We start from the raw sequence: 23832 nt of genomic DNA on the forward strand, positions 1-23832 counted from the left end.
GTAAGCGTACAGCGAGAACCGTATTGACGGGAACGGGTTATTCAGTTGGCAGGGTTATTCGCCAGGGTAACAGTTCGCTGACCTGATTGACCGGCCAGTCAGCTATGACGTTGAGCACATGACAGAGATACCTCTCTGGCTCCACGCCGTTCAGTTTGCACGTCCCGATCAGGCTGTACAGCAGTGCTCCGCGCTCACCACCGTGGTCAGAGCCGAAGAACAAGAAGTTTTTGCGGCCCAGGCTGACCGTCCGCAGCGCATTTTCAGCGATATTGTTATCGGCTTCAGCCCAGCCATCGTCTGCATAGTACGTCAGTGCTGGCCACTGGTTCAGTGCGTACGCGAACGCCTTCGCCAGCTCTGAGTGTCGCGACAGCGTTTTCATCTTTTCACGCAGCCAGCTTTCCAGGGATTTCAGTCGCGGTTTAGCTTTCTGCTGACGCTCACCAAGACGCTGCTCTGCCGGCATTCCCCGTATTTCAGCCTCGATAGCATACAGTTCGCCTATCCGTTTCAGGGCTTCCTCCGTCAGCACTGATGGAGTACGAACGTGCACATCATGGATCTTGCGGCGGGCGTGAGCCCAGCAGGCTGCTTCAGTTATCTGTCCATTGCGGTACAGCTCGTTGAACCCGGCGTACGCATCCGCCTGCAGAACACCGCTGAAGCCCGCAAGATGGCTCTGCGGATGGATGCCTTTTCTGTCCGGGCTGTAAGCGAACCACACGGCCGGCGCCAGCGCTGACCCGGCGTTGCGGTCGTCGCGAACGTACGTCCACAACCGCCCGGTCTTCGTCTTTTTATTACCTGGTAACAGTACCGGGACGGGCGTGTCATCGGCGTGGAGTTTGCCACCCATCAGGACATAGTCCTGAAGCGCCTCTTCCAGCGGCGACAGTAGCCGGCAGCATGCATCCACCCAGCCCGACAGCAGTGAGCGACTCAGTTCCACGCCCTGGCGGCCGTATATTTCAGACTGGCGGTACAGTGGTGTGTGCTCTGCATACTTTGAGGTCAGCACGCGGGCCAGCAACCCCGGGCCGGCGATACCCCGCTCAATGGGCCGTGAAGGCGCCGCTGCCTGCACGATCGCATCGCACTGAGTACAGGCATGTTTTTCACGTACTGTCCGGATAACCCGGAAGGCGCTGCGCATCAGCTCCAGCTGTTCGGCGGCATCTTCACCCAGGTAACTCAGCGAACCACCGCACTCCGGGCAACAGGATTCTGCCGGAAGCATACGCTTTTCATCACGCGGGAGTGATTCGGGGAACGGTCTGCGGGTGCGGGTCTGACGCAGCGAGCGCTGCACTTCCGGGTCATCCACACGACCGGTCAGCGTATCGCTTTCTTTCTGAAGCACCTTCAGGTCAGCTTCCATCTGTGCGATACGACGGGATACTTTTTCGGAACGGCTGCCGAAGTTCATCCGGCGGAGTTTATCCAGCTGCGCCTGCAGGTGGTCTATTTCGCGCTCACGGTCGGCCAGCTTTTCCAGCAGGGCGCGGTTCAGCGCTTCCTGTTCGGCAAGCCGCTGTTTCAGCAGAAGGATTTCGTCAGAAGAGGTGTCGTTCATAAGCCCGTATTTTACCAGGCTTATTCAGCAACAACCAGGATAAAGAGGCCTACAACATGGTCAGAGATGTCAGCAACCGTTTAGGTTGTCGCCAGTCGATGCCTTCCATCAGCATCGCCAGCTGGGCCGGGGTCAGGAACACTTTGCCATCACGGGCAGAGGGCCAGGCGAAGCGACCACGCTCCAGCCGTTTGGTCAGCAGGCACAGCCCGTCGCCGGTGGACCACAGCAGTTTGACCTGGTTGCCGCTGCGACCCCGGAAGATGAAGACGTGGCCGGACATCGGATCGTCTTTCAGCGCCGTCTGTACTTTTGCGGCAAGACCGTTGAAGCCATTTCTCATATCAGTGGTACCGGCAACCAGCCAGATTTTGGTACCTGTTGGTAACGGGATCATCGCTTCAGCTCCTGTATCAGCAGAGCCAGGAACTTTTCGCTGACAGTGCCGTTGAGGCGGAGCGTCCCGTGCCGGAACGTTATCTCACAGCTGATACTGAGGGCTTCCGGGCTCTCAGTGGGCGGCTCTGGCTGTACGTCAGCGGCATCGAGAGTCACAGGAAGTAGCTGCGGGTTCTCTGAAGAAGGTAATAGCAGCTTTCCCTCGCGCCATTGTTGGCGCCATTTGAACAGCAGATTGGCGTTAATGCCATTTTCAAGCGCCAGTTTTGAGATGGATGTTCCTGGTTCGCAGGAGGCAGCAACGAGTTGTTGCTTAAACTCAGGAGAATAATTAGGGCAGCCTTTTCGCCTGCCGGGAGTCACATTTTTCTGCATATCTGACACTTTGGTTCCCACTACTTATTTGGTGGACACCACTTTGTCGGATGCTTCGGATTATGACCAGACGGTTCACGCTGTACGCTTACTGACAACCTACGCATTTACGCAGATCTATGACCATACACCAGTGCTGTTTTTTTTCAGTAATTCTTGGGGTTGCCTGAGCAGGAGCTATAACAAGTGCAGCTCCAGTCGCAATGGCTAATGTAGATATAAGTTTCCGTTTTTGGGAATCTTTTGGAGAGTCGTCATCATCGGTATTCATAGTTACCCTTCAATTTATTGTTTACATAAATATGAATAAAAAGACATAACAAAAGAAAACAGATGTAGTATGGGTGTATGAACTTGTCATTGTTTTGACATTTATCAATTATATTCGTTTATGCATATGTGTTGTTGATTTTCATCTCCGCAGGAGATATTGTTACCTAAACGAACAGGAGGAATGATGTCGCTTACTTCCCTACAACTCTTTAAGAATCTGTCTGATGAAACACGTCTGGGTATTGTTCTCATACTCAGAACTATGGGGGAGTTGTGCGTATGTGATCTTTGCACTGCACTTGATCAATCACAGCCTAAGATCTCCCGGCATCTGGCTATGTTGCGAGAAAGTGGGATTTTGCTTGATAGTAAACACGGTAAATGGGTTCATTACCGGTTGTCCCCACACATTCCTTCATGGGCTGCACAGATTATTGAGCAGGCCTGGTTAAGCCAACAGGACGATCTTCAGGCCATCGCCCGCAAACTGGCTTCAGTCAACTGCACTAACAGCAGTAAGGCTATTTGTATTTAAAAATTTGCCTGAATATATATGATTTTCCACATATGAGGTATTGAGAATGAAAACGCTAGCGGTATTCGACCCGGCAATGTGTTGTAGCACCGGAATCTGCGGTACTGATGTCGATCAGGCTCTGGTTGATTTTTCCGCGGATGTGCAATGGCTGAAACAACGAGGTGTTCAGGTAGATCGTTTCAATCTGGCACAGCAACCGATGAGCTTTGTCCAGAACGAGAAAGTTAAAGCATTTATTGAGGCTTCTGGTGCGGAAGGGCTGCCATTACTGTTACTGGATAGCGAAACAGTGATGGCCGGGCGTTATCCGAAACGGGCTGAACTTGCACGGTGGTTTGGAATTCCGCTGGAGAAAGTAGGATTAGCGCCTTCAGGCTGCTGCGGTGGTAATACTTCTTGTTGTTAAGTATGTCAGGAGGACATATGAAATTCTTACAGAACATCCCCCCTTATCTGTTTTTTACTGGTAAAGGAGGCGTTGGTAAAACCTCTATTTCCTGCGCCACGGCGATCCGTCTGGCAGAACAGGGTAAACGAGTGCTGCTGGTCAGTACCGATCCGGCCTCAAACGTAGGCCAGGTCTTTGGCCAGGTTATTGGCAATACTATTCAGCCAATAGCCACTGTTCCTGGATTGTCGGCACTTGAGATTGATCCTCAGGCCGCTGCGCAACAGTACCGGGCCAGAATCGTTGACCCTATTAAAGGTGTCCTGCCTGATGACGTCGTTAGCAGCATCAACGAACAACTGTCTGGTGCATGCACAACAGAGATTGCGGCTTTTGATGAGTTTACCGGATTACTGACAGACGCCTCTTTGCTGACCCGGTTTGACCATATCATCTTTGATACCGCGCCAACCGGCCATACTATTCGCCTTCTCCAGTTGCCTGGAGCCTGGAGCAGCTTTATTGACAGCAATCCCGAGGGCGCATCCTGCCTCGGCCCGATGGCGGGGCTGGAAAAACAGCGTGAACAGTATGCCCATGCCGTTGAAGCACTGTCCGACCCAGCGCGTACCCGCCTGGTTTTAGTTGCCAGACTGCAAAAATCCACCCTGCAAGAAGTCGCCCGAACTCATTTAGAACTCGCCGCAATTGGCCTTAAAAATCAGTACCTGGTCATTAATGGCGTTCTGCCCAAAACTGAAGCGGCAAACGATACACTGGCTGCGGCTATATGGGACCGTGAACAGGAGGCGCTGGCCAATCTTCCTTCTGACCTTTCCGGTCTGCCAACTGACACGTTATTCCTCCAACCACTCAATATGGTCGGCGTGGCTGCATTAAGTGGGCTTCTCTCCTCTCAGCCTGAGGCAGCATCATCTTCTGAAGAATACATTCAGCAACGACCTGAAATTCCGTCGCTCTCAGCGTTAGTCGATGATATTGCCCGTAACGAACATGGTCTGATAATGCTAATGGGCAAAGGCGGTGTGGGGAAAACCACGATGGCGGCAGCCATTGCCGTCAGACTGGCCGAAATGGGATTTGATGTCCATCTGACCACCTCAGATCCAGCAGCACACCTCAGCACAACCCTGAACGGTAGCCTTAACAATCTGCAGGTCAGCAGAATCGATCCTCACGAGGAAACAGAACGCTATCGTCAGCATGTTCTTGATACCAAGGGTGGAGAACTGGATGAAGCGGGTAAACGCCTGCTGGAAGAAGATTTACGCTCTCCTTGTACCGAAGAGATTGCGGTCTTCCAGGCCTTTTCACGGGTGATTCGTGAAGCGGGTAAGCGCTTCGTGGTCATGGATACGGCACCCACCGGGCATACCCTACTGCTGCTGGATGCCACCGGGGCGTATCACCGCGAAATTGCTAAGAAAATGGGCGATAAAGGCCATTTCACCACGCCAATGATGCAGCTTCAGGACCCGGAGCGAACCAAAGTGTTACTGGTCACGCTGCCGGAAACCACGCCCGTGCTTGAGGCGGCAAATTTGCAGGCCGACCTTGAACGCGCAGGGATTCATCCCTGGGGCTGGATTATCAATAACAGCCTTTCCATTGCGGATACCCGTTCGCCGCTGCTTCGTCTGCGGGCGCAACAGGAACTTCCGCAGATCGAGAGTGTTAAACTCCAGCATGCCAGTCGCGTAGCTCTTGTTCCTGTACTGGCGTCAGAACCGACCGGCATCGACAAACTCAAACAACTCGCTGGTTAATTATTGTCATTATTCGGGGCAGCTTTGCTGCCCTTTCGGGAGGTTATATGTTACTGGCAGGAGCCATTTTTATCCTGACCATCGTGTTGGTTATCTGGCAGCCAAAGGGATTAGGCATTGGCTGGAGCGCCACGCTGGGTGCCGTACTGGCTCTGGCATCGGGTGTGATTCATATCGCCGATATTCCGGTGGTGTGGAATATCGTCTGGAACGCCACGGCCACCTTTATTGCCGTCATTATCATCAGTCTGTTGCTGGATGAGTCCGGCTTTTTTGAATGGGCTGCACTGCACGTTTCCCGCTGGGGCAATGGCCGTGGACGTCTGCTATTTACCTATATTGTTCTGCTCGGCGCGGCGGTGGCGGCATTGTTTGCCAACGATGGCGCGGCGTTAATTCTGACGCCGATCGTTATCGCCATGCTACTGGCGCTGGGATTCAGTAAAAGCACCACGCTGGCTTTCGTGATGGCCGCAGGGTTTATTGCCGATACCGCCAGCTTGCCACTTATCGTATCGAACCTGGTCAATATCGTTTCGGCTGATTTCTTCAAACTGGGATTCACGGAGTATGCGTCAGTTATGGTGCCGGTGGATATTGCCGCCATTGTCGCCACGCTGGTGATGCTGCATCTTTTTTTCCGCAAAGATATCCCGCCCACTTATGAGCTGGCGCGACTGAAAGAACCCGCAAAAGCCATCAAAGATCCTGCAACGTTCAGAACCGGCTGGGTTGTGCTCCTCCTTCTGCTGGTCGGTTTTTTTGTCCTTGAGCCGATGGGGATCCCTGTGAGTGCGATTGCGGCAGTGGGGGCGGCAATCCTGTTTGCGGTGGCCAAAAAAGGTCATGGTATTAACACCGGTAAAGTGCTGCGCGGCGCGCCCTGGCAGATCGTGATCTTCTCACTGGGGATGTACCTGGTGGTCTACGGGTTGCGTAACGCCGGTCTGACGGATTATCTCTCTGACGTGCTGAACGTACTGGCAGATAAAGGACTGTGGGCCGCCACGCTGGGGACGGGATTCCTGACCGCATTACTCTCTTCTATTATGAACAATATGCCGACCGTATTGATTGGCGCATTGTCAATTGATGGCAGCACCGCGACCGGTGTTATCAAAGAGGCGATGATTTATGCCAACGTCATTGGCTGCGATCTGGGGCCGAAAATCACCCCTATTGGTAGCCTGGCAACACTGCTCTGGCTGCATGTACTTTCACAGAAGAACATGACCATCACCTGGGGATACTATTTCCGCACCGGGATCGTCATGACTCTGCCTGTGCTGTTTGTAACGCTGGCCGCGCTGGCGCTACGTCTCTCTGTCACATTGTAATGAGATTCTGATATGAGCAACATCACTATTTATCACAACCCAGCCTGCGGCACCTCGCGTAATACGCTGGAGATGATCCGCAACAGCGGTACCGAGCCGACCATTATTCTTTACCTTGAGAACCCACCTTCGAGGGATGAGCTGGTTAAACTCATTGCCTATATGGGTATTTCAGTACGAGCGCTGCTGCGTAAAAACGTTGAGCCTTACGAGCAACTGGGTCTTGCAGAAGATAAATTTACTGACGATCAGCTCATCGACTTTATGTTGCAACACCCAATTCTGATTAACCGTCCGATCGTGGTTACGCCGCTGGGAACCAGACTGTGCCGTCCTTCTGAAGTGGTTCTGGATATCCTGCAGGATGCGCAGAAAGGGGCTTTCGCTAAGGAAGACGGTGAAAAGGTCGTTGATGAAGCAGGAAAACGGCTGAAATAAATAATAAGGGGGCGAATGCCCCCCTTATTCGTACCTCAGAGCATCATGCCTGAATCCGATGGTAACGTGCTGTTCCCTTCGCCCAGATTTCGTTGCAGCAACACTGTGTCAAGCCAACGACCATGCTTGAAGCCAATATTTTTCAGCGTACCAATCTCAGTAAATCCAACCTGCTGATGGACTTTCAGCGAACCTTGATTATTGCTATCGCCAACAATAGCAATCATCTGCCGATAGCCGTGAGTTTCTGCCCAGGCAATGACGTAGCGCAGCAACGCTTTTCCTGTCCCCTGACGCTGTGCGTCCGGGTGAATATAAATCGAATCTTCGAGAGTGTGGCGGTAGGCGTAGCGTTCACGGTAACGAGTGAGATAACAATACCCGATAACCTTTTCTTCCTCTAACGCGACAACCCACGGTAGCGCCTGATTGCGGATCTTTTTCAGGCGGGTAAGCATCTCGTGGGTATCCGGAGGTTCAGTTTCAAAGCTGGCGGTACCGTGAAGAACATGATGGGCGTAGATATCGCGTATAGCGGGGATGTGCTTTTCTTCTGCGTTAACGATTTTCATTGTTCTGTTCCCGTTGGCATCTTTTTCAAGGTTACTTGAAAATCCTGAGGAAAGGTAAATACAAAAGCTTATGACCCAATAATCAGGCTAATCTTCAATCCCATCTTTTGTTTTCATTCATGCAGGGAGACAAATATGTGCTTCCAGTACCCATATTTTTTATGTTACTTTTCCGTTATATCTAAAATGACATAACGGAAAAGGGAAACACATGTCCTCAGAATCAAAACGGAACGGAAAAGGTTTTTTATCAGGCACGTTAATAGGTGCTTTAGGCGGCTTAATTGGCCTCGGTGGCGCTGAGTTCCGCCTTCCCGTCCTGATGGGTAGTTTCAAAATGCCGACGCTTGAAGCGGTTATTTTTAACAAAGCGATGAGCCTTACTGTTGTCGCTGTTGCGTTGATATTCCGCACAAAATCCATCGCCGTCGACCAGCTGTTTGCTCATCTTGATATTGTCATCAATTTGCTGGCCGGGAGCCTTATCGGTGCATGGTGGGCAGCAGGAAGAGCCATAAAAATGTCCCGTATCTGGCTGGACAGAACCATTCTGCTCCTGCTTGTTATCCTGTCATTCGTCATGCTTTCAGAAGCATGGATGCCTCTGCATGATAGCTCCGCTGGATTATTCCAGCCCGGAATCGCGACCATTATTGCGGGTGTTATTGCGGGTTTCTTCATTGGGAATGTGGCTGCTCTTCTGGGTGTTGCAGGAGGAGAACTCCTGATACCAACTATCGTTATCCTTTTTGGGGCTGACATTAAACTGGCTGGTAGTTTGTCACTCATGATCAGTTTACCGACGATGATTGTGGGGTTCTCTCGCTACACTAATGCAGATGCTTTCCAGATCCTGAGAAAAGAGAAAAAACTTTTTGTGTGGATGGTCATCGGTTCCGTTATAGGTGCCGCTATTGGGGGCCTTATGCTCGGTATGTTCCCGGTAAGAGTACTTATGACTCTGTTAGGCGCGGTACTTCTTATTTCCGCGATCAAAACCTTTAAGCATACCCGGCAAAGATAATAGCCGTTTACGCTTTGGACTATTCCGCATTACAGAGAAAATGATTTCGAAAAGGTATCAGAATGAAAAATAATCCCCTTAAATCAAACTTAATCTTAGTCAGACCGAGGATCTATATTAACGACAACATCTCGCTGGGGCCGGGGAAGGTTGACCTTTTAAGGGCGATTGATGGCTTTCACTCTCTTTCTGCGGCAGCTAAAGATTTGGGGATACCTTATAAAAGAGCATGGCTCTTAATTGACACTTTGAATAAGGGAATTGGTCAGCCAGTTGTAATCACTTCCACTGGTGGTAACAAAGGTGGTGGGACAGTTCTGACGCCATTGGGGCGAAGCCTGCTGACCTGGTATGACCAGGCTGAGGCCCACCTCAATGAGCAATCTCAGCAACAGTTAATAGAACTTGAAAAGATTCTTTTTGGAAAATGACAGAGGCCTTTGTTATCCATCGGGAAAATAGAGCGACAGCAAAGCATGAAGGGGGCTAATGCCCCCTCCATTGTTACTTCGCCATCTCTTCCAGCAGGTCAATACCAACCGGCTCTTCGCTCTGTAGCGCTGTTAATGCAATACGTTCTGCATGCTGCTCTTCCACATCAGAGATGAGAGGCAACTCGCGGTTCGCCCTGGTCCTCAGGAAAGGTGAAGACGGTTCAGCTGCCGCCAGACTGTTATTAACAACCCATGCCCACGGCTCGATGCCAGCGCGACGCAAATCCTGCTGCAGGTTTGCTGCTTCCAATACAGGTGTCGTTTCGGCAAGCGTCACGATAATCACCTTCGTCTTCTCCGGGTCCTGCAATTGCATCATTGGCGTCATCACATGGTCATGTGTTTGCCCCATCTGGCGCACCATTTCCCGGTGATAGGCTCCCGTAGCATCCAGTAGCAGAAGTGTGTGACCCGTTGGCGCGGTGTCCATAATGACAAAATGGTCGTCTGCCTCTTTGATGATCCGAGAGAATGCCTGGAAGACGGCAATCTCTTCAGTGCATGGTGAGCGGAGGTCTTCCTCCAGCACCGCCAGCCCTTCTGCATCTAATCCTTTGCCCTGATTTTCCAGGACAAAGCGGCGATAACGTTCTGTCTCTACCTTTGGGTCGATACGACTGACCTGAAGATTGGGCAGTGAGCCATCCAGCGTGTAAGACAGATGTGCTGCCGGATCGGATGTGGTCAGGTGGACTTTGTGGCCACGTTTCGCCAGCGATACCGCGACTGATGCCGCAACGGTCGTTTTGCCCACTCCGCCTTTACCCATCGTCATGACCAGCCCTTTGCCTGTCTGGCTGAGTTCATCCACCAGTGAGGATAGTTTCGGCAAATCCAGAGTATTCAGCGTGGTAGCAGGGAGAGCCGGTGCGGCTTTGCTCTCTGTAAATAACTCCCGCAATGCTTCCAGACCGACCAGGTTAAATGGCTTCAGATACAGCTGTGAGCGGGGAAGATTAGCCAGATTATCAGGCATTGCCTGTAATGCTTTTTCTTCCCGAGCCAGAATGCTTTGCGCCAGTGGATCATCCTCACCAGCAAACGGCGGCAGCACACCATTGATGGCAATGTGCTGATGCTGCAAACCGATAGCAGACAGCTCATCGTGCGTATGAGAAACTTCTTTCAGCGTTGAAGCCTGGGCACGGGCAACCAGCACTAAGCGTGTAAGAGCTGCATCAGACAGCGCTTTAACTGCATCGGAGTACTGGTGCTGTTGTTTCTCCAGCCCTACCAGAGGCCCGAGGTTTGCAGCGGCATCAGGGTTCGCTTCCAGATAACCGCTCCAGGCTCCCGGCAATTCAAGCATGCGGATGGTGTGACCGGTTGGCGCGGTATCAAATACAATATGGTCATATTTTTCCCGCAGCTCATGATTGGTTAGCAGACCGGTAAACTCATCAAACGCAGCGATTTCCGTGGTGCATGAGCCAGAGAGCTGCTCTTCAATGCTGCTGACCACATCGGCTGGCATCAGCTCGCGGACCGGGTCGAGCACACGGTCACGATAGGCTTGTGCTGCAGCCATCGGATCAACTTCCATCGCGGCAAGATTTTCTACTGTACTAATATCTGTGATTCGGTGGCCGATAGTCTGGCTAAATACCTGGCCGACATTGGAAGCCGGATCGGTACTCACCAGAAGCGTTCTCTTACCCTGATCGGCCAGCCATACCGCAGTAGCACAGGCCAGAGATGTTTTACCCACGCCACCTTTACCGGTGAAGAAGATGAACGGGGGAATGTTTTTTAAAAATGGCATATTCATCTGTGATAGCTCCTCTGGAATTAAGGCATACGTGGAATGCTGCAGCAGCGTGGTTGTGTGCTGTCTTCACTCCAGTCCTGAGTAAGCGGAATACCTGACCAACGGGCGATATCTTCACGCGTCGGGAGTTTGCCTGCCATCACGAGCTGCCCATCGAGCAAGGTGACAGGGAGTGACTCCATCCCTGATGTGTTCAGAAACTCTTTGATGACAGGGGGATTCAGGAACTGCTGCGGGTTTTTCGCAAGGCTGTAGCGCTGAATATCAACACCATTCTTTTTCGCCCATTCGGCGCTGGCGTTCCATTTGACTGCTTCGTCGCTGACCACAACGCTACTGGTTGCGCAGCAGCCTGCTGCTTCAAAGATCTCAATTTTTGACATGGACTGTGTACCTCAGTGTTAAGTCATTTGGTTTTACACTGAGGTAAACGAAGGTGGCGGGAAAAAGATGCGCGATTAATTCATTTTTTTGTGGCAGCAGACGTGGGAAGTGTCATCCACCTGAATCTGGCAGAGTTCTTTCATCGTCTCTTTCAGGTGCTTTCTGGCCCTTAGCAAACGGGATTTAAAAGCTGTAAGCGTGATACCCCATTCATCGGCCAGGGACTGCTGGGGACGCCGGTTAAGGTCGGACTCTTCAATCAACCACCGCTCATCTTCGGGTAAAGCCTGTAATGTTTCAGGCAGGCAAATATCCAGCGTTGAGATTGCATCAGGGGATGCGTCTGTTAATAGGGCATCTTCTTCCAGCTCAACAAACTCCCTGGTGGTTCGGTACTCATCAATCAGCAGATTCCTCGCCACCCGATACAACCAGGCTCGCGGATTTTCCATCTCACAAAAAATGTCTGAATGGGCTCGGGCACGCAGGAAAAGGTCTTGCAGAAGGTCTGCTGCTTTTTCGCTAATATCAGAAAGCGAGAAAATTCGCCTTCATGCTGCCGCCAGAACACGCTCATACAGCGGTTGAATGCTGGTATGTCACTCATACTAACCTTCAAATTTTGCTCTGATTAACCCGTCGGGAAAGTTCTTCTGCAGACTCTTTTCGTTCACTGTAGCGATCGACAAGATAGGCAGCATTTGCCCGGGTCAACAATGTAAACTTCATCAATTCTTCCATCACATCTACGATGCGGTCGTAATATGATGACGGTTTCATACGTCCATCGTCATCAAACTCCTGCCAGGCTTTTGCCACCGAGGACTGGTTCGGAATAGTGATCATTCTCATCCAACGACCAAGCACGCGCATCTGGTTGACTGTGTTGAATGACTGGGAACCTCCACACACTTGCATAACAGCCAGAGTTTTTCCCTGAGAAGGACGAACAGCACCTTCAGATAATGGTATCCAGTCAATTTGTGCCTTCATAATACCAGTCATCGCTCCGTGTCGTTCCGGAGAGCACCACACCATTCCTTCAGACCAGCGAACCAGTTCACGCAACTCCATAACTTTTGGATGAGACTCCGGTGCATCATCAGGAAGTGGAAGGCCAGATGGATTAAAAATGCGGACTTCTGCGCCCATTGCAGTTAACAAACGACCTGCTTCCTCTGTAGCCAGTCGACTGTATGAGCGCTCGCGAACTGAGCCATAAAGCATTAGTATACGAGGGGGGTGAGATATTGTCGGTATCCCCATTTTTTGCTCAGTTATTGCAGCATCAAATAAATCAGGAACTATATTATTTAGCTTATTCATTTTTTTATTTTCCCTATAGATTCGGGACTTTAGTAGGATTGAATTCAGACGGTTCGATGCAGCTTTCGTCAATCATGACAGTTATGAGTTTTCCGGTTACTTATCCATTTTTGCCAGCGTGTTCCGCAACATCTGTTTTACTGTTTACACAGCACTCTTCACGTAAGAATTCGATGATAGCTTCCAGTATTTCGTATTGAGAGACACACATGAGCGTTCGACTCTCCCGGTTTTGTGTGACGAGCCCTACTGATACCAGGGCTGAAATATGATGACTTAACGTTGATGAGGGAATGCCAAGCTGCTTTTGCAATTCACCTACAGGCAAACCTTGTTCTCCAGCTTTTACAAGATGTTTGAATATGAACAAACGGGTCGGGTGACCCAGCTCTTTTAGTGCTTTAGCTACTTCTTCCAGTTGCATGTGACAACCCTCTGTCTAATGATATTTCGATAATACCAGAAATATCTTGACCAGAATTATATTTCGATTATTCTAGAAACGTAGATTTTGTCAAGAGGGTTTAGTATGAATAGTTGGATTTCTATGCTGCAAGATGCCGCAGAGATGTTTTTGTTTTTGGCCGTCGAGCTATCTTTGCTGTTTATTGTCATCAGTGCCGGTGTGAGCCTGATAAGGCAAAAGGTCCCGGACCATAAAATCCAGCAATTGATGGGGGCGAAAAAAGGAAAAGGCTACCTGCTGGCCTCGTTGTTGGGAGCCGTTACCCCTTTCTGTAGTTGCTCAACAATTCCAATGCTACGAGGGTTGTTGTCGGCGAAAGCAGGGTTTGGTCCGACACTCACTTTTTTGTTTGTTTCACCGTTGCTTAATCCCATTATCGTGGGGTTAATGTGGGTTACCTTTGGCTGGAAAGTAACTTTGTTGTACGCGATCATCGCTGCCGGTGTCTCAGTCCTTGCCAGTATCGTATTGGATTTACTAGGATTTGAACGTCATATTGTTGATCACAAAAACTCAGCATCAAGTGGTTGCACCACGAAATGCGATGATTCCGAAGCTTCGGTAAAAACGTCGGCGGGTTCCAGTTGTTGCAGCACTAGCTCGACTCAATTGCCTTTAAAAACGAGTTGCTGTACTTCATCAGCGAACCCCATAATTAACTTAAGGACGGTAAAGAACGAGCAGAACGTATCAGCGTGTTGTTCATCAATATCATCTGAACAACCAGCTGTTAGCTGTTGCAGCAGCGAGAATCTGGGCAATGTGAATCTCACAACGAATACCACCTCTGGCCCAATAAAGTTAGCTATGAAAGATGCCTTACAGCAGTTTAAGGATGTTCTGCCTTATCTTTTGTTAGGTGTATTAATAGGTTCATTTATTTATGGCTTTATCCCTTCAGAGTGGATTGCAGCTCATGCCGGAGCAGATAATCCCTTAGCCATACCGCTGAGTGCAGTTGTTGGTATTCCGTTGTATATCCGCGCAGAGGCAGTGATACCACTTGCATCAGTGCTGATGACTAAAGGAATGGGCCTGGGGGCATTAATGGCCTTGATAATCGGTAGTGCTGGAGCGAGTTTGACAGAAGTAATACTGCTTAAATCAATGTTCAGAATGCCTATGATAGTCGCTTTTCTGACAGTAATCCTGGGTATGGCCATACTTATGGGGTATCTGACCCAATTGCTTTTTTAATAATAATAGTAAGGGTCTTCTGGTTTCATGTTGAACAAAGAAGACCCTTTAGCTTCTGTAATCCATTTAATCAGTCTGAATGAAATAGATTATAAATTCTGCTCTGCATACCTGCTTAACCAAAGTCTCATGATTCTGATTGTCGGTACAGTGCCTGAATGTGGCATATCTGGGAGGTGCTGTACCCTGTTGCATCTGCCGTTTCTTTCTTGACCTGCCGGTAGTAAAGTACCTTTTGATGCCGTTCCTGAGCGACCTGTTTTCCCTGATATTTACCCAGCGTATGTGCGAGTTCAACTCCCTGCTTTTGGCGCTGGCGGTCAATTTGCTCGACCAGCAAAATATCATTGCGGTGACTGTCCATCAGTAAGCGACCCAGTTCCGGTCGGTCAAGTTTTGTACCGCTGATATTCTCCCGGTAGTAACTGGCTATTTTATGCCCCCGCTCCTAAACAAACTGCTCCAGCATCTCTTTTGCCCGATCGGTGAACTGATCTTCCGTCTATGCCCTTAAATAAGTTCTGATGAACATTTTTTCACCGCATTACCGCATTTAGGTTATTGCATTTAATCTATCGCATATAGGCTATGTCGTTCATTGTGTGCCGTCACGTTTAGATTATGGTGTCAGGGTATACCCTACCGCGATAACGCAACCGTACAATATTGTACTTTTCCCAAACGCAGCCCAGGAAGACAAATTATGAATTGTTTGTGCAGCGCGAGAAATACCAGGTTTAGGACTTTTATCATACTGATACTTGTCACTTTTTGTTCCCAGGCAGATATTGCCGGGAGGGTCGTTCGTGTGCTGGATGGAGATACCATTGAAGTCCTGCACGACAGCGGAACACGCAGTCGGGTCAGGCTGGCTGGTATCGATGCCCCCGAAAAAAAACAACCATTTGGCCAGCGTTCACGCCAGTCTCTGAGTGAGCTGGTGTCACAAAAACATGTCAGTATCACAGGCGAGGAATATGATCGATATGGTAGACTTCTGGGAACTGTCTGGTCAGGGCAAACTGATATCAATGCTGTCCAGTTGCAAAAGGGCATGGCATGGGCCTACAGATTCAAAGGACAGGTTAGTAATTCAGAATATGGAAAAATAGAAAATGAGGCTAAAAAAAGTCGTGCCGGACTGTGGTTTTCCCCGTCACAAACAGAACCCTGGTTATGGCGTAGGGATCATCAGAAAGATGATAAATAATTAAGAAAAAATCCGACAGCAAATAAGTGAGTTAAAAATGACCGTGAAGCTGACACAAGCCCGACTGGATAATTTAATTGATACACTCAATGCCCTTATTTGTGATGATGACTTGTTAAACCGTGAACAAAAAGAAAACATGGTAAGAACAGTTGCCACTCTGGGAGGTATTGAAGAACGAATTCGGCAGATGGCCGAGGCCAGAGAAGCGAAAAAAATAGCTAAGGCCGAAAAAGCAGAAAAGAAACCCCGCGAACCTGATTTGGTATTCCCACGTACAGGAAGGATCTGGACGACTGACGATTTAGATCTGATCCATTCGATTATTGATGAACTTCCGGATTCTGAAATCGATAATCACATACTCTGGCTGTCTGACAGGCAGGGGCGTACCCCTTATGCTATTGCTCTCAAAATTGTCTCGGAGGGCCGTCTTGATGAAGAGTGGGCTAAAAACTGGAAACCAGTTGCTAAGGAATTGCGTGAAAAATACAGTATTCAGCATGTAGAAACTAAAAGTGAAAACAGTTAGCTGTGCATCAGGTATATACTAATTTTTAACTAAAAAATGATTTGTTATATTTTCATGAGCTTTGTTAGTGATTAATTATATTTAATATATAAGCAATTCTAAATATAATTTTTTGAAAACACCTTTTAATAATGTGACCTTATTAAAAGACGCAAGGTATTCATGAAAGTTATAATTTTCTTACTGCTGAAGATATTGAGTTCAGGGAGTGAAGAAGATGAATGAATTTCATACATTAAATATCTGCCTGCATAATAAGGACAGGAATGGTGCCATGAGAATATTACGTGACAAATCAGAGTTTGCCGTCCGTAAAATTCTTGAAAAACTCAAAGTCAGGGCAACATCGCAGACTGGCCGGGCTTTCTGGCTCTGGGTACAAAACTGGATAAACAGTACCTGTAAATATGAAAATATAAAAAGTGAACCTGTCTATGTCGAATCACAGGATAAATCCAGCGCCCATGTTTCCGGTTGCACTGAATCCCGCAGCTCTGGATGTAGTGAAGCTGGTCGCTCTGATGGCCATGTTTGTGGATCACGCCAACACTCTGTTTCTGACAAAACCCGATCCTCTCCTGTATGCGGTCGGGCGGATGGCCTTCCCGCTGTTCACACTCATATGGGCGATGAACGTACAACGCACACCAGAACGTCTTCAGAAAAGAGCAAACAGGTTATGGCTGTGGGCGTTTATCACTCAGCCAGTATTCAGTCTGGCTTTCCGCCATCACGAGCCGTGGTATGCGCTGAACATTCTGTTCGTTTTCGCGAGCGTGACACAGCTTCTTGCCCTGAAGTACAGGTATGGGAAAAAAGGTGTAATCAGTGGTGTACTTCTTCTGGCTTTAATGGTGTGGCCATTACAACCGGCAAGTTTCGGCCTGGCGGGAATTATGCTGGCAGCAGGGCTGGTATTAGTATACTCCGGGCCGACTTACCGGATATACAGGATCGGTATTATCGTATCACTGCTGTCACTTTGCAGCCTGAATGGTATTTCACATATACTGAACCAACCCGCAGACATCCTTCTGTTTGCCACACTCCCGACACTATTCTTACCCATGATAATAGTATCACTGGCTGTCAGTCTTTGTTCCGGCAAATGCTCGCGATTTATGCCTCCTCGTTTTTTTTACTTTGCCTATGCAGGCCATCTTTTGATCGCTATTATCATAAGCTAGTGACGAATATAATGTTATAATTAGCTCCTAGATACTTATCACTGGAACACTGGCATTACTTCTTAAGAAAAGAACATCCTTTAGTTTAGAGGGGGTAATGAAAAGCAAAACTAAGAAGGACGAAGTTAAGCTATTTTTATATGTATTAATGGGAATGATTTTATCATGGGCACTTTATGTTGGCTATGCCACATCCCTGAATCAAAAGTGTTTGCAACAGGAGGGGTTAAGGTCGAAAGTATTGAGGGTAAGCGAGTCATATCTATTGGATTTTACCAACATTGTAACGTTTGGTGTACTGAAAGATAATAAAAATGCCTTTGATTATCAAGAAAGGATTTTAAATAAAGAGTTTGTAGTTTTAAATGATAATGATAAATGTAAACACAATTAAATATTCGTTTTGATTAAGGTGATTTGTAAAAAAACACCTTTTTATTTATGACAGAATCTTTGAAGTTGTATGGAGATCAGTACTATGCTGATGGCCGTAAATTGTATGACGCCGGATATGCTTACCGATATTTGATATAACCTAAATGTGGTAATGAAAGTACAATAATTTAAAAGCGATAGGCATTGATAAACTCCTAACTTCAGTAGGGGGCCGCTTGGAAATGGAAAAACAACCTACGCTAAGACTACTTTTTAACCAAGCAGCTATTGGCTATCCCTCGGATTGCGGGACTACAGCGTTTCTGTGTCCGAAACCGTACGATTACGTACACTACGCTAACTATCTGTCCGGAAGTCAGTAAAACTATAAACGGACAGCCTGATAGGGGTCGTCTCAGAATTCGGAAAATAAAGCACGCTAAGGCGTAGTCACCCCGTGACTCCCCCGCGCCGATGCAGCGAGCTTCGTTCCGTCTTGCAGTGACGCAATCAGCGGGCAGGAAACGTTCCCTTTCCGCGCATGGCAGGCGCACACCAGTTCAGACAGCACGGCCTCCATGCGTGCCAAGTCGGCCATCTTCTCGCGCACATCCTTGAGCTTGTGCTCGGCCAGGCCGCTGGCTTCCTCGCAATGGGTGCCATCCTCCAGCCGCAGTAGCTCGGCGATTTCGTCCAGGCTAAAGCCCAGCCGCTGGGCCGATTTCACGAACCGCACTCGTGTTACATCCGCCTCGCCATAGCGGCGAATGCTGCCATAGGGCTTGTCTGGCTCCGGCAGCAGGCCCTTGCGCTGGTAGAACCGGATGGTCTCCACATTGACCCCGGCCGCCTTGGCAAAAACGCCAATGGTCAGATTCTCAAAATTAATTTGCATATCGCTTGACTCCGTACATAACTACGGAAGTAAGCTTAAGCTATCCAAACCAAATTTGAAAGGACAAGCGTATGTCTGAACCACAAAACGGGCGCGGCGCGCTCTTCGCCGGTGGGCTGGCCGCCATTCTTGCGTCGGCCTGCTGCCTGGGGCCGCTGGTTTTGATCGCCTTGGGGTTCAGCGGGGCATGGATCGGCAACCTGACGGTGCTGGAACCCTATCGCCCGATCTTCATCGGCGCAGCGCTGGTCGCGCTGTTTTTCGCCTGGCGGCGCATCTACCGCCCGGCGCAAGCCTGCAAACCGGGTGAGGTCTGCGCGATTCCCCAAGTGCGAGCTACTTACAAGCTCATTTTCTGGATCGTGGCCGCGCTGGTCCTGGTCGCGCTCGGATTTCCCTACGTCATGCCATTTTTCTATTAATCACAGGAGTTCATCATGAAAAAACTGTTTGCCGCCCTCGCCCTCGCTGCCGTTGTTGCCCCCGTGTGGGCCGCCACCCAGACCGTCACGCTGTCCGTACCGGGCATGACCTGCTCCACCTGCCCGATCACCGTCAAGAAGGCGATTTCCAAGGTCGAAGGCGTCAGCAAAATTGACGTGACCTTCGAGACACGCGAAGCGGTTGTCACGTTCGATGATGCCAAGACCAGCGTGCAGAAGCTGACCAAGGCAACCGGAGACGCGGGCTATCCGTCCAGCGTCAAGCAGTGAGCCACTGAACCCGAACCTGGGGCGATCATGGGACTGATTACACGCATTGCCGACAAGGCTGGCGCGCTTGGCAGCGTTGTTTCCGCGATGGGATGCGCTGCCTGTTTCCCGGCTATCGCCAGCCTGGGCGCGGCCATCGGCCTTGGCTTTCTACAGGAATACGAAGGGTTGTTTATCTCCAAGCTGCTGCCGCTGTTCGCAGTCGTGGCTTTGCTGGCGAATGCACTGGGCTGGCTGAGTCATCGGCAATGGTACCGCAGCCTGCTCGGGATGGTCGGCCCAGCCATCGTGCTGGCGGCCATGCTCTTGTTTTTTGGCAATTGGTGGACGGCGAACCTCCTCTATGTCGGTCTGGCCTTGATGATCGGGGTGTCGATCTGGGATCTGCTCTCACCGGCCAACCGCCGCTGCGAACTACCACCCAAACACGGCTAACTGCATTGGCAGTTGCCGAAACGAAAAGGAACGATGCAATGTATTTGAATATCACCGGAATGACCTGCGACTCGTGCGCGACACATGTCAAGGACGCCCTGGAGAAAGTGCCGGGCGTGCTGTCGGCGCTCGTGTCCTACCCGAAAGGCTCCGCGCAACTCGCCACCGATCCCGGCACCTCGCCAGAGGCGCTGACCGCCGCTGTGGCCGGCCTCGGCTACAAGGCCACACCCGCCGATGCCCCATCCACTTCAGCGCGGGGCAGACTGCTTGGCAAGGCGCTGGGATGGCTGGGCGGTGGCGACAAGGCTGGTGGTGATGGGGACGGACTGCACGTCGCCGTTATTGGCAGCGGCGGAGCCGCGATGGCGGCGGCGCTGAAGGCCGTCGAGCAAGGTGCGAACGTCACGCTGATCGAGCGCGGCACCATCGGCGGTACTTGCGTCAATGTCGGCTGCGTGCCGTCCAAGATCATGATCCGCGCTGCCCATATCGCCCATTTGCGCCGTGAAAGCCCATTCGACAGTGGCATCGCGGCGACTGTGCCTGCGATTGATCGCAGCAAACTACTGGCCCAGCAGCAGGCGCGCGTCGATGAGCTGCGCCACGCCAAGTACGAAGGCATCCTGGACAGCAACCCGGCCATCACCGTGCTGCATGGTGAAGCGCGTTTCAAGGACGACCAGAGCCTTGCCGTCCGTTTAAACGATGGCGGCGAGCGTGTGGTGGCGTTCGACCGCTGCCTGGTCGCCACGGGTGCCAGCCCGGCCGTGCCGCCGATTCCGGGCCTGAAAGAGTCACCCTACTGGACTTCCACCGAGGCCCTGGTCAGCGACACCATTCCCGAGCGCCTGGCCGTGATCGGCTCGTCTGTGGTGGCGCTGGAACTGGCGCAAGCCTTTGCCCGGCTGGGCAGCAAAGTGACGATCCTGGCACGCAGCACGCTGTTCTTCCGCGAAGACCCGGCCATCGGCGAGGCCGTTACAGCCGCGTTCCGTGCCGAAGGGATCAAGGTATTGGAATACACGCAAGCCAGCCAGGTCGCGCATGTGGACGGCGAATTCGTGCTGACCACCGGGTACGGTGAAATACGCGCCGACCAGCTGCTGGTCGCCACTGGCAGGGCACCGAACACGCGCAGCCTGGCATTGGAAGCGGCGGGAGTCGCTGCCAATGCGCAGGGGGCCATCGTCATCGACAAGGGCATGCGCACCAGTACGCCACACATTTATGCGGCTGGCGACTGCACCGACCAGCCTCAGTTCGTCTATGTGGCGGCAGCGGCCGGCACCCGTGCTGCGATCAACATGACTGGCGGCGATGCGGCCCTGGACCTGACCGCAATGCCGGCCGTGGTGTTCACCGACCCGCAGGTCGCCACCGTGGGCTACAGCGAGGCGGAAGCACATCACGACGGGATCGAGACCGACAGTCGCACCTTGACCTTGGACAACGTGCCGCGTGCGCTTGCCAACTTCGACACACGCGGCTTCATCAAGCTGGTCATCGAGGAAGGTAGCGGACGGCTCATCGGCGTGCAAGCGGTGGCCCCGGAAGCGGGTGAACTGATCCAGACGGCGGTGCTCGCCATTCGCAACCGTATGACCGTGCAGGAACTGGCCGACCAATTGTTCCCCTACCTGACCATGGTCGAAGGGCTGAAGCTCGCGGCGCAGACCTTCAGCAAGGACGTGAAGCAGCTTTCGTGCTGCGCCGGATGAGGAAAAGGAGGTGTTCAATGAGCGCCTACACAGTGTCCCGGCTGGCCCTTGATGCCGGGGTGAGCGTGCATATCGTGCGCGACTACCTGCTGCGCGGATTGCTACGGCCGGTCGCGTGCACCACGGGCGGCTACGGCTTGTTCGATGACACCGCGTTGCAACGGCTGCGCTTTGTACGGGCTGCCTTCGAAGCGGGTATCGGCCTGGACGCACTGGCGCGGCTGTGCCGGGCGCTGGATGCTGCGGACGGTGACGGTGCGTCTGCGCAGCTTGCCGTGTTGCGGCAACTCGTCGAGCGTCGGCGCGAGGCCCTGGCCAGCCTCGAAATGCAACTGGCCGCCATGCCAACCGAACCGGCACAGCACGCGGAGAGTCTGCCATGAACAGCCCAGAGCACTTGCCGTCTGAGACGCACAAACCGATCACCGGCTACTTGTGGGGCGCGCTGGCCGTGCTCACCTGTCCCTGCCATTTGCCGATTCTCGCCATTGTGCTAGCCGGCACGACGGCCGGCGCGTTCATCGGGGAGCACTGGGGTATTGCAGCCCTCACGCTGACCGGCTTGTTTGTCCTGTCTGTGACGCGGCTGCTGCGGGCCTTCAAGGGAAGATCATGACCGCTTCCCAGCCAGCCGAGAGTGGGCAGCTTTGAGCTTCGCTACCAATCTGGAGGAGTACCACCATGAACGCAAACGCCCCGAACACTGCCAGTTGCACCACCTGCTGCGTATGCTGCAAAGAAATTCCGCTCGATGCCGCCTTCACCCCGGAAGGCGCGGAATACGTCGAACATTTCTGCGGGCTGGATTGCTATGAACGCTTCCAGGCACGCGCCAAGGCCGCGACAGAATCTGACATTGCGCCTGTCCCTGGCGGTTCGCAGCCGTCAGATTGAGGCATACCCTAACCTGATGTCAGATGTTGAGCACAAACAACGTCAGAGTAGGGTATTAATTTATATTTATTGACACATTCAGCCAAGGGTAATAGATTTCATCCTGACATTTTTACCTTTGGAGGCATCTTGCAAGGTCAACGTATCGGCTACGTTCGCGTCAGCAGCTTCGACCAGAATCCTGATCGACAACTGGAACAAATAGAAGTCGGCAAGGTATTCACCGATAAGGCTTCAGGCAAGGACACACAACGTCCCGAACTTGAAAGGCTGCTGGCCTTCGTCCGCGAGGGCGACACCGTGGTGGTGCATAGCATGGACAGGTTGGCACGCAACCTTGATGACCTGCGCCGCATCGTCCAAGGGCTGACACAACGGGGCGTGCGCATGGAGTTCGTCAAAGAAGGGCTAACGTTCACCGGCGAGGACTCACCGATGGCCAATCTGATGCTGTCGGTCATGGGAGCCTTTGCTGAGTTCGAGCGCGCTCTGATCCGCGAACGTCAGCGCGAGGGAATCGTGCTGGCTAAGCAGCGCGGGGCCTACCGGGGACGAAAGAAATCGCTGAACAGCGAACAAATTGCCGAGTTGAAACGGCGAGTTGCGGCAGGCGACCAGAAAACCTTGGTGGCCCGTGACTTCGGCATCAGCCGCGAAACTTTGTACCAGTACCTGCGGGAAGACTGACCATGCCACGCCGCTCAATCCGGCACTGTTGCAAATAGTCGGTGGTGATAAACTTATCATCCCCTTTTGCTGATGGAGCTGCACATGAACCCATTCAAAGGCCGGCATTTTCAGCGTGACATCATTCTGTGGGCCGTACGCTGGTACTGCAAATACGGCATCAGTTACCGTGAGCTGCAGGAGATGCTGGCTGAACGCGGAGTGAATGTCGATCACTCCACGATTTACCGCTGGGTTCAGCGTTATGCGCCTGAAATGGAAAAACGGCTGCGCTGGTACTGGCGTAACCCTTCCGATCTTTGCCCGTGGCACATGGATGAAACCTACGTGAAGGTCAATGGCCGCTGGGCGTATCTGTACCGGGCCGTCGACAGCCGGGGCCGCACTGTCGATTTTTATCTCTCCTCCCGTCGTAACAGCAAAGCTGCATACCGGTTTCTGGGTAAAATCCTCAACAACGTGAAGAAGTGGCAGATCCCGCGATTCATCAACACGGATAAAGCGCCCGCCTATGGTCGCGCGCTTGCTCTGCTCAAACGCGAAGGCCGGTGCCCGTCTGACGTTGAACACCGACAGATTAAGTACCGGAACAACGTGATTGAATGCGATCATGGCAAACTGAAACGGATAATCGGCGCCACGCTGGGATTTAAATCCATGAAGACGGCTTACGCCACCATCAAAGGTATTGAGGTGATGCGTGCACTACGCAAAGGCCAGGCCTCAGCATTTTATTATGGTGATCCCCTGGGCGAAATGCGCCTGGTAAGCAGAGTTTTTGAAATGTAAGGCCTTTGAATAAGACAAAAGGCTGCCTCATCGCTAACTTTGCAACAGTGCC

The 23832-nt window shown here is 51.4% G+C and carries 30 protein-coding genes and 2 pseudogenes; 21 read left to right on the top strand and 11 right to left on the bottom strand.

The genetic code is table 11. The features are described from left to right. Nucleotides 1–37: 37 nt before the first annotated feature. From tnpC to tnpA, 3 genes are read right to left on the bottom strand one after another with little or no spacing between them, the layout of a single operon-like run. Nucleotides 38–1576: an IS66 family transposase gene (gene tnpC / locus OGV85_RS06675; protein ID WP_003843773.1), complete on the bottom strand. Its 1539-nt coding sequence runs from the start codon at nt 1574–1576 to the stop codon at nt 38–40. Nucleotides 1577–1625: 49 nt separating this feature from the next. Next, nucleotides 1626–1973, bottom strand: a complete 348-nt coding sequence (gene tnpB / locus OGV85_RS06680) for an IS66 family insertion sequence element accessory protein TnpB (RefSeq protein ID WP_003843771.1) — start codon at nt 1971–1973, stop codon at nt 1626–1628. Next, complete coding sequence (tnpA, locus tag OGV85_RS06685) at nt 1970–2350, bottom strand: IS66-like element accessory protein TnpA (protein WP_032939119.1); 381 nt, start codon at nt 2348–2350, stop codon at nt 1970–1972. Before tnpA ends, tnpB begins: the two co-directional genes overlap by 4 nt. 457 nt (nt 2351–2807) lie before the next feature. Here tnpA and OGV85_RS06690 point away from each other — a divergent pair, with 457 nt between their 5' ends. Genes OGV85_RS06690 through arsC form a run of 5 tightly spaced genes read left to right on the top strand, consistent with a single transcriptional unit; the run spans nt 2808 to nt 7111 of the window. Further along, nucleotides 2808–3158: a transcriptional regulator gene (locus OGV85_RS06690; RefSeq protein WP_032288320.1), complete on the top strand. Its 351-nt coding sequence runs from the start codon at nt 2808–2810 to the stop codon at nt 3156–3158. Between the two features lie 46 nt (nt 3159–3204). Beyond that, entirely contained in the window at nt 3205–3567 is a 363-nt protein-coding gene (arsD, locus tag OGV85_RS06695) for an arsenite efflux transporter metallochaperone ArsD (RefSeq protein WP_057102341.1), read from the top strand. Between the two features lie 17 nt (nt 3568–3584). Further along, nucleotides 3585–5336 (top strand): arsenite efflux transporter ATPase subunit ArsA, encoded by a 1752-nt coding sequence (arsA, locus tag OGV85_RS06700; RefSeq protein WP_057102340.1) that lies wholly within the window; start codon nt 3585–3587, stop codon nt 5334–5336. Between the two features lie 47 nt (nt 5337–5383). After that, entirely contained in the window at nt 5384–6673 is a 1290-nt protein-coding gene (arsB, locus tag OGV85_RS06705) for an arsenite efflux transporter membrane subunit ArsB (RefSeq protein WP_011117597.1), read from the top strand. 12 nt (nt 6674–6685) lie between these two features. Further along, nucleotides 6686–7111: a glutaredoxin-dependent arsenate reductase gene (gene arsC / locus OGV85_RS06710; protein ID WP_057102339.1), complete on the top strand. Its 426-nt coding sequence runs from the start codon at nt 6686–6688 to the stop codon at nt 7109–7111. A gap of 35 nt (nt 7112–7146) precedes the next feature. On the opposite strand, the gene OGV85_RS06715 is transcribed toward arsC, so the two are convergent. After that, a complete protein-coding gene (locus tag OGV85_RS06715) occupies nt 7147–7683 on the bottom strand; it encodes a GNAT family N-acetyltransferase (RefSeq protein WP_032288325.1) in 537 nt (178 codons plus the stop codon). 211 nt (nt 7684–7894) lie between these two features. Between OGV85_RS06715 and OGV85_RS06720 the strand changes: the two genes are divergently transcribed. Together OGV85_RS06720 and OGV85_RS06725 are read left to right on the top strand one after the other, a co-directional pair. Next, the gene (locus OGV85_RS06720) at nt 7895–8707 is read left to right on the top strand and encodes a sulfite exporter TauE/SafE family protein (RefSeq protein ID WP_011117600.1); all 813 of its coding nucleotides are present in this window, start codon (nt 7895–7897) and stop codon (nt 8705–8707) included. 62 nt (nt 8708–8769) lie between these two features. Then, entirely contained in the window at nt 8770–9138 is a 369-nt protein-coding gene (locus OGV85_RS06725; protein ID WP_011117601.1) for a winged helix-turn-helix domain-containing protein, read from the top strand. 73 nt (nt 9139–9211) lie between these two features. On the opposite strand, the gene arsA (OGV85_RS06730) is transcribed toward OGV85_RS06725, so the two are convergent. The 5 genes and pseudogenes from arsA (OGV85_RS06730) to OGV85_RS06750 form a co-directional block, all read right to left on the bottom strand. Continuing rightward, on the bottom strand, nt 9212–10969 hold the full coding sequence (gene arsA, locus OGV85_RS06730; RefSeq protein WP_011117602.1) for an arsenical pump-driving ATPase: 1758 nt from the start codon (nt 10967–10969) through the stop codon (nt 9212–9214). Nucleotides 10970–10989: 20 nt separating this feature from the next. Beyond that, nucleotides 10990–11352 carry an arsenic metallochaperone ArsD family protein gene (locus tag OGV85_RS06735; protein ID WP_057102338.1) on the bottom strand — a complete coding sequence of 121 codons (363 nt, stop codon included), beginning with the start codon at nt 11350–11352 and terminating at the stop codon, nt 10990–10992. Nucleotides 11353–11427: 75 nt separating this feature from the next. Next, nucleotides 11428–11960, bottom strand: a pseudogene (locus tag OGV85_RS06740) (sigma-70 family RNA polymerase sigma factor). Nucleotides 11961–11968: 8 nt separating this feature from the next. Beyond that, a complete protein-coding gene (gene arsH, locus OGV85_RS06745) occupies nt 11969–12679 on the bottom strand; it encodes an arsenical resistance protein ArsH (RefSeq protein ID WP_057102336.1) in 711 nt (236 codons plus the stop codon). A gap of 100 nt (nt 12680–12779) precedes the next feature. Further along, nucleotides 12780–13103 carry an ArsR/SmtB family transcription factor gene (locus tag OGV85_RS06750; protein ID WP_001175593.1) on the bottom strand — a complete coding sequence of 108 codons (324 nt, stop codon included), beginning with the start codon at nt 13101–13103 and terminating at the stop codon, nt 12780–12782. A 105-nt stretch (nt 13104–13208) separates the two neighbouring features. On the opposite strand from OGV85_RS06750, the gene OGV85_RS06755 reads away from it, so the two are divergent. Further along, nucleotides 13209–14342: a permease gene (locus OGV85_RS06755; protein WP_057102335.1), complete on the top strand. Its 1134-nt coding sequence runs from the start codon at nt 13209–13211 to the stop codon at nt 14340–14342. Nucleotides 14343–14469: 127 nt separating this feature from the next. Here the strand turns inward: OGV85_RS06755 and OGV85_RS06760 are convergent. Next, nucleotides 14470–14874 (bottom strand): annotated as a pseudogene (locus OGV85_RS06760) (recombinase family protein). Nucleotides 14875–15150: 276 nt separating this feature from the next. Here OGV85_RS06760 and OGV85_RS06765 point away from each other — a divergent pair. The 4 genes from OGV85_RS06765 to OGV85_RS06780 all read left to right on the top strand — a co-directional run bounded on the left by OGV85_RS06765 (nt 15151) and on the right by OGV85_RS06780 (nt 17665). After that, on the top strand, nt 15151–15552 hold the full coding sequence (locus OGV85_RS06765; RefSeq protein ID WP_239686552.1) for a thermonuclease family protein: 402 nt from the start codon (nt 15151–15153) through the stop codon (nt 15550–15552). 37 nt (nt 15553–15589) lie between these two features. Then, nucleotides 15590–16084, top strand: coding sequence for a hypothetical protein (locus tag OGV85_RS06770; protein WP_057102333.1), 495 nt, complete (start codon nt 15590–15592; stop codon nt 16082–16084). Between the two features lie 464 nt (nt 16085–16548). Further along, the gene (locus OGV85_RS06775) at nt 16549–17271 is read left to right on the top strand and encodes a TraX family protein (protein WP_057102332.1); all 723 of its coding nucleotides are present in this window, start codon (nt 16549–16551) and stop codon (nt 17269–17271) included. 97 nt (nt 17272–17368) lie between these two features. Continuing rightward, the gene (locus OGV85_RS06780) at nt 17369–17665 is read left to right on the top strand and encodes a hypothetical protein (RefSeq protein WP_057102331.1); all 297 of its coding nucleotides are present in this window, start codon (nt 17369–17371) and stop codon (nt 17663–17665) included. A 420-nt stretch (nt 17666–18085) separates the two neighbouring features. Here the strand turns inward: OGV85_RS06780 and merR are convergent, their stop codons facing one another. After that, nucleotides 18086–18541 carry a mercury resistance transcriptional regulator MerR gene (merR, locus tag OGV85_RS06785; RefSeq protein WP_001166628.1) on the bottom strand — a complete coding sequence of 152 codons (456 nt, stop codon included), beginning with the start codon at nt 18539–18541 and terminating at the stop codon, nt 18086–18088. A 71-nt stretch (nt 18542–18612) separates the two neighbouring features. Here merR and OGV85_RS06790 point away from each other — a divergent pair, with 71 nt between their 5' ends. The 9 genes from OGV85_RS06790 to OGV85_RS06830 all read left to right on the top strand — a co-directional run bounded on the left by OGV85_RS06790 (nt 18613) and on the right by OGV85_RS06830 (nt 23780). Beyond that, nucleotides 18613–18963: a mercuric transport protein MerT gene (locus tag OGV85_RS06790; RefSeq protein WP_001294660.1), complete on the top strand. Its 351-nt coding sequence runs from the start codon at nt 18613–18615 to the stop codon at nt 18961–18963. A 15-nt stretch (nt 18964–18978) separates the two neighbouring features. Next, a complete protein-coding gene (merP, locus tag OGV85_RS06795; RefSeq protein WP_000732276.1) occupies nt 18979–19254 on the top strand; it encodes a mercury resistance system periplasmic binding protein MerP in 276 nt (91 codons plus the stop codon). A gap of 27 nt (nt 19255–19281) precedes the next feature. Further along, nucleotides 19282–19689: an organomercurial transporter MerC gene (gene merC / locus OGV85_RS06800; RefSeq protein WP_000522993.1), complete on the top strand. Its 408-nt coding sequence runs from the start codon at nt 19282–19284 to the stop codon at nt 19687–19689. Between the two features lie 38 nt (nt 19690–19727). Continuing rightward, nucleotides 19728–21410, top strand: coding sequence for a mercury(II) reductase (merA, locus tag OGV85_RS06805; RefSeq protein WP_000281123.1), 1683 nt, complete (start codon nt 19728–19730; stop codon nt 21408–21410). A 17-nt stretch (nt 21411–21427) separates the two neighbouring features. Continuing rightward, nucleotides 21428–21793, top strand: coding sequence for a mercury resistance co-regulator MerD (gene merD / locus OGV85_RS06810; RefSeq protein ID WP_001277463.1), 366 nt, complete (start codon nt 21428–21430; stop codon nt 21791–21793). Further along, nucleotides 21790–22026 (top strand): broad-spectrum mercury transporter MerE, encoded by a 237-nt coding sequence (gene merE, locus OGV85_RS06815; protein WP_001087807.1) that lies wholly within the window; start codon nt 21790–21792, stop codon nt 22024–22026. Before merD ends, merE begins: the two co-directional genes overlap by 4 nt. A 65-nt stretch (nt 22027–22091) precedes the next feature. Beyond that, nucleotides 22092–22304 carry a DUF3330 domain-containing protein gene (locus tag OGV85_RS06820; RefSeq protein WP_000993245.1) on the top strand — a complete coding sequence of 71 codons (213 nt, stop codon included), beginning with the start codon at nt 22092–22094 and terminating at the stop codon, nt 22302–22304. A 129-nt stretch (nt 22305–22433) separates the two neighbouring features. Further along, nucleotides 22434–22991, top strand: coding sequence for a recombinase family protein (locus OGV85_RS06825; protein WP_001162010.1), 558 nt, complete (start codon nt 22434–22436; stop codon nt 22989–22991). Nucleotides 22992–23075: 84 nt separating this feature from the next. Next, nucleotides 23076–23780 (top strand): IS6-like element IS26 family transposase, encoded by a 705-nt coding sequence (locus tag OGV85_RS06830; protein WP_001067855.1) that lies wholly within the window; start codon nt 23076–23078, stop codon nt 23778–23780. The last annotated feature ends 52 nt before the right edge of the window (nt 23781–23832 follow it).

It is taken from the genome of Citrobacter sp. Cf132 (genome assembly GCF_030333885.1).
GTDB lineage: Bacteria > Pseudomonadota > Gammaproteobacteria > Enterobacterales > Enterobacteriaceae > Citrobacter > Citrobacter freundii.

What these genes read in the sequence shown, in the direction of transcription:
- OGV85_RS06735 (WP_057102338.1), bottom strand. Translation starts at nt 11,352, where the DNA reads ATGTCAAAAATTGAGATCTTTGAAGCAGCAGGCTGCTGCGCAACCAGT.
- arsD (WP_057102341.1), top strand. Translation starts at nt 3,205, where the DNA reads ATGAAAACGCTAGCGGTATTCGACCCGGCAATGTGTTGTAGCACCGGA.
- OGV85_RS06830 (WP_001067855.1), top strand. Translation starts at nt 23,076, where the DNA reads ATGAACCCATTCAAAGGCCGGCATTTTCAGCGTGACATCATTCTGTGG.
- arsA (WP_057102340.1), top strand. Translation starts at nt 3,585, where the DNA reads ATGAAATTCTTACAGAACATCCCCCCTTATCTGTTTTTTACTGGTAAA.
- OGV85_RS06755 (WP_057102335.1), top strand. Translation starts at nt 13,209, where the DNA reads ATGAATAGTTGGATTTCTATGCTGCAAGATGCCGCAGAGATGTTTTTG.
- OGV85_RS06780 (WP_057102331.1), top strand. Translation starts at nt 17,369, where the DNA reads ATGAAAAGCAAAACTAAGAAGGACGAAGTTAAGCTATTTTTATATGTA.
- merA (WP_000281123.1), top strand. Translation starts at nt 19,728, where the DNA reads ATGTATTTGAATATCACCGGAATGACCTGCGACTCGTGCGCGACACAT.
- tnpB (WP_003843771.1), bottom strand. Translation starts at nt 1,973, where the DNA reads ATGATCCCGTTACCAACAGGTACCAAAATCTGGCTGGTTGCCGGTACC.
- OGV85_RS06720 (WP_011117600.1), top strand. Translation starts at nt 7,895, where the DNA reads ATGTCCTCAGAATCAAAACGGAACGGAAAAGGTTTTTTATCAGGCACG.
- arsC (WP_057102339.1), top strand. Translation starts at nt 6,686, where the DNA reads ATGAGCAACATCACTATTTATCACAACCCAGCCTGCGGCACCTCGCGT.
- arsB (WP_011117597.1), top strand. Translation starts at nt 5,384, where the DNA reads ATGTTACTGGCAGGAGCCATTTTTATCCTGACCATCGTGTTGGTTATC.
- arsH (WP_057102336.1), bottom strand. Translation starts at nt 12,679, where the DNA reads ATGAATAAGCTAAATAATATAGTTCCTGATTTATTTGATGCTGCAATA.
- tnpA (WP_032939119.1), bottom strand. Translation starts at nt 2,350, where the DNA reads ATGCAGAAAAATGTGACTCCCGGCAGGCGAAAAGGCTGCCCTAATTAT.
- merP (WP_000732276.1), top strand. Translation starts at nt 18,979, where the DNA reads ATGAAAAAACTGTTTGCCGCCCTCGCCCTCGCTGCCGTTGTTGCCCCC.
- merC (WP_000522993.1), top strand. Translation starts at nt 19,282, where the DNA reads ATGGGACTGATTACACGCATTGCCGACAAGGCTGGCGCGCTTGGCAGC.
- OGV85_RS06790 (WP_001294660.1), top strand. Translation starts at nt 18,613, where the DNA reads ATGTCTGAACCACAAAACGGGCGCGGCGCGCTCTTCGCCGGTGGGCTG.
- merE (WP_001087807.1), top strand. Translation starts at nt 21,790, where the DNA reads ATGAACAGCCCAGAGCACTTGCCGTCTGAGACGCACAAACCGATCACC.
- OGV85_RS06820 (WP_000993245.1), top strand. Translation starts at nt 22,092, where the DNA reads ATGAACGCAAACGCCCCGAACACTGCCAGTTGCACCACCTGCTGCGTA.
- OGV85_RS06715 (WP_032288325.1), bottom strand. Translation starts at nt 7,683, where the DNA reads ATGAAAATCGTTAACGCAGAAGAAAAGCACATCCCCGCTATACGCGAT.
- arsA (WP_011117602.1), bottom strand. Translation starts at nt 10,969, where the DNA reads ATGAATATGCCATTTTTAAAAAACATTCCCCCGTTCATCTTCTTCACC.
- merD (WP_001277463.1), top strand. Translation starts at nt 21,428, where the DNA reads ATGAGCGCCTACACAGTGTCCCGGCTGGCCCTTGATGCCGGGGTGAGC.
- OGV85_RS06775 (WP_057102332.1), top strand. Translation starts at nt 16,549, where the DNA reads ATGTTTCCGGTTGCACTGAATCCCGCAGCTCTGGATGTAGTGAAGCTG.
- OGV85_RS06725 (WP_011117601.1), top strand. Translation starts at nt 8,770, where the DNA reads ATGAAAAATAATCCCCTTAAATCAAACTTAATCTTAGTCAGACCGAGG.
- OGV85_RS06750 (WP_001175593.1), bottom strand. Translation starts at nt 13,103, where the DNA reads ATGCAACTGGAAGAAGTAGCTAAAGCACTAAAAGAGCTGGGTCACCCG.
- tnpC (WP_003843773.1), bottom strand. Translation starts at nt 1,576, where the DNA reads ATGAACGACACCTCTTCTGACGAAATCCTTCTGCTGAAACAGCGGCTT.
- OGV85_RS06770 (WP_057102333.1), top strand. Translation starts at nt 15,590, where the DNA reads ATGACCGTGAAGCTGACACAAGCCCGACTGGATAATTTAATTGATACA.
- OGV85_RS06690 (WP_032288320.1), top strand. Translation starts at nt 2,808, where the DNA reads ATGTCGCTTACTTCCCTACAACTCTTTAAGAATCTGTCTGATGAAACA.
- merR (WP_001166628.1), bottom strand. Translation starts at nt 18,541, where the DNA reads ATGCAAATTAATTTTGAGAATCTGACCATTGGCGTTTTTGCCAAGGCG.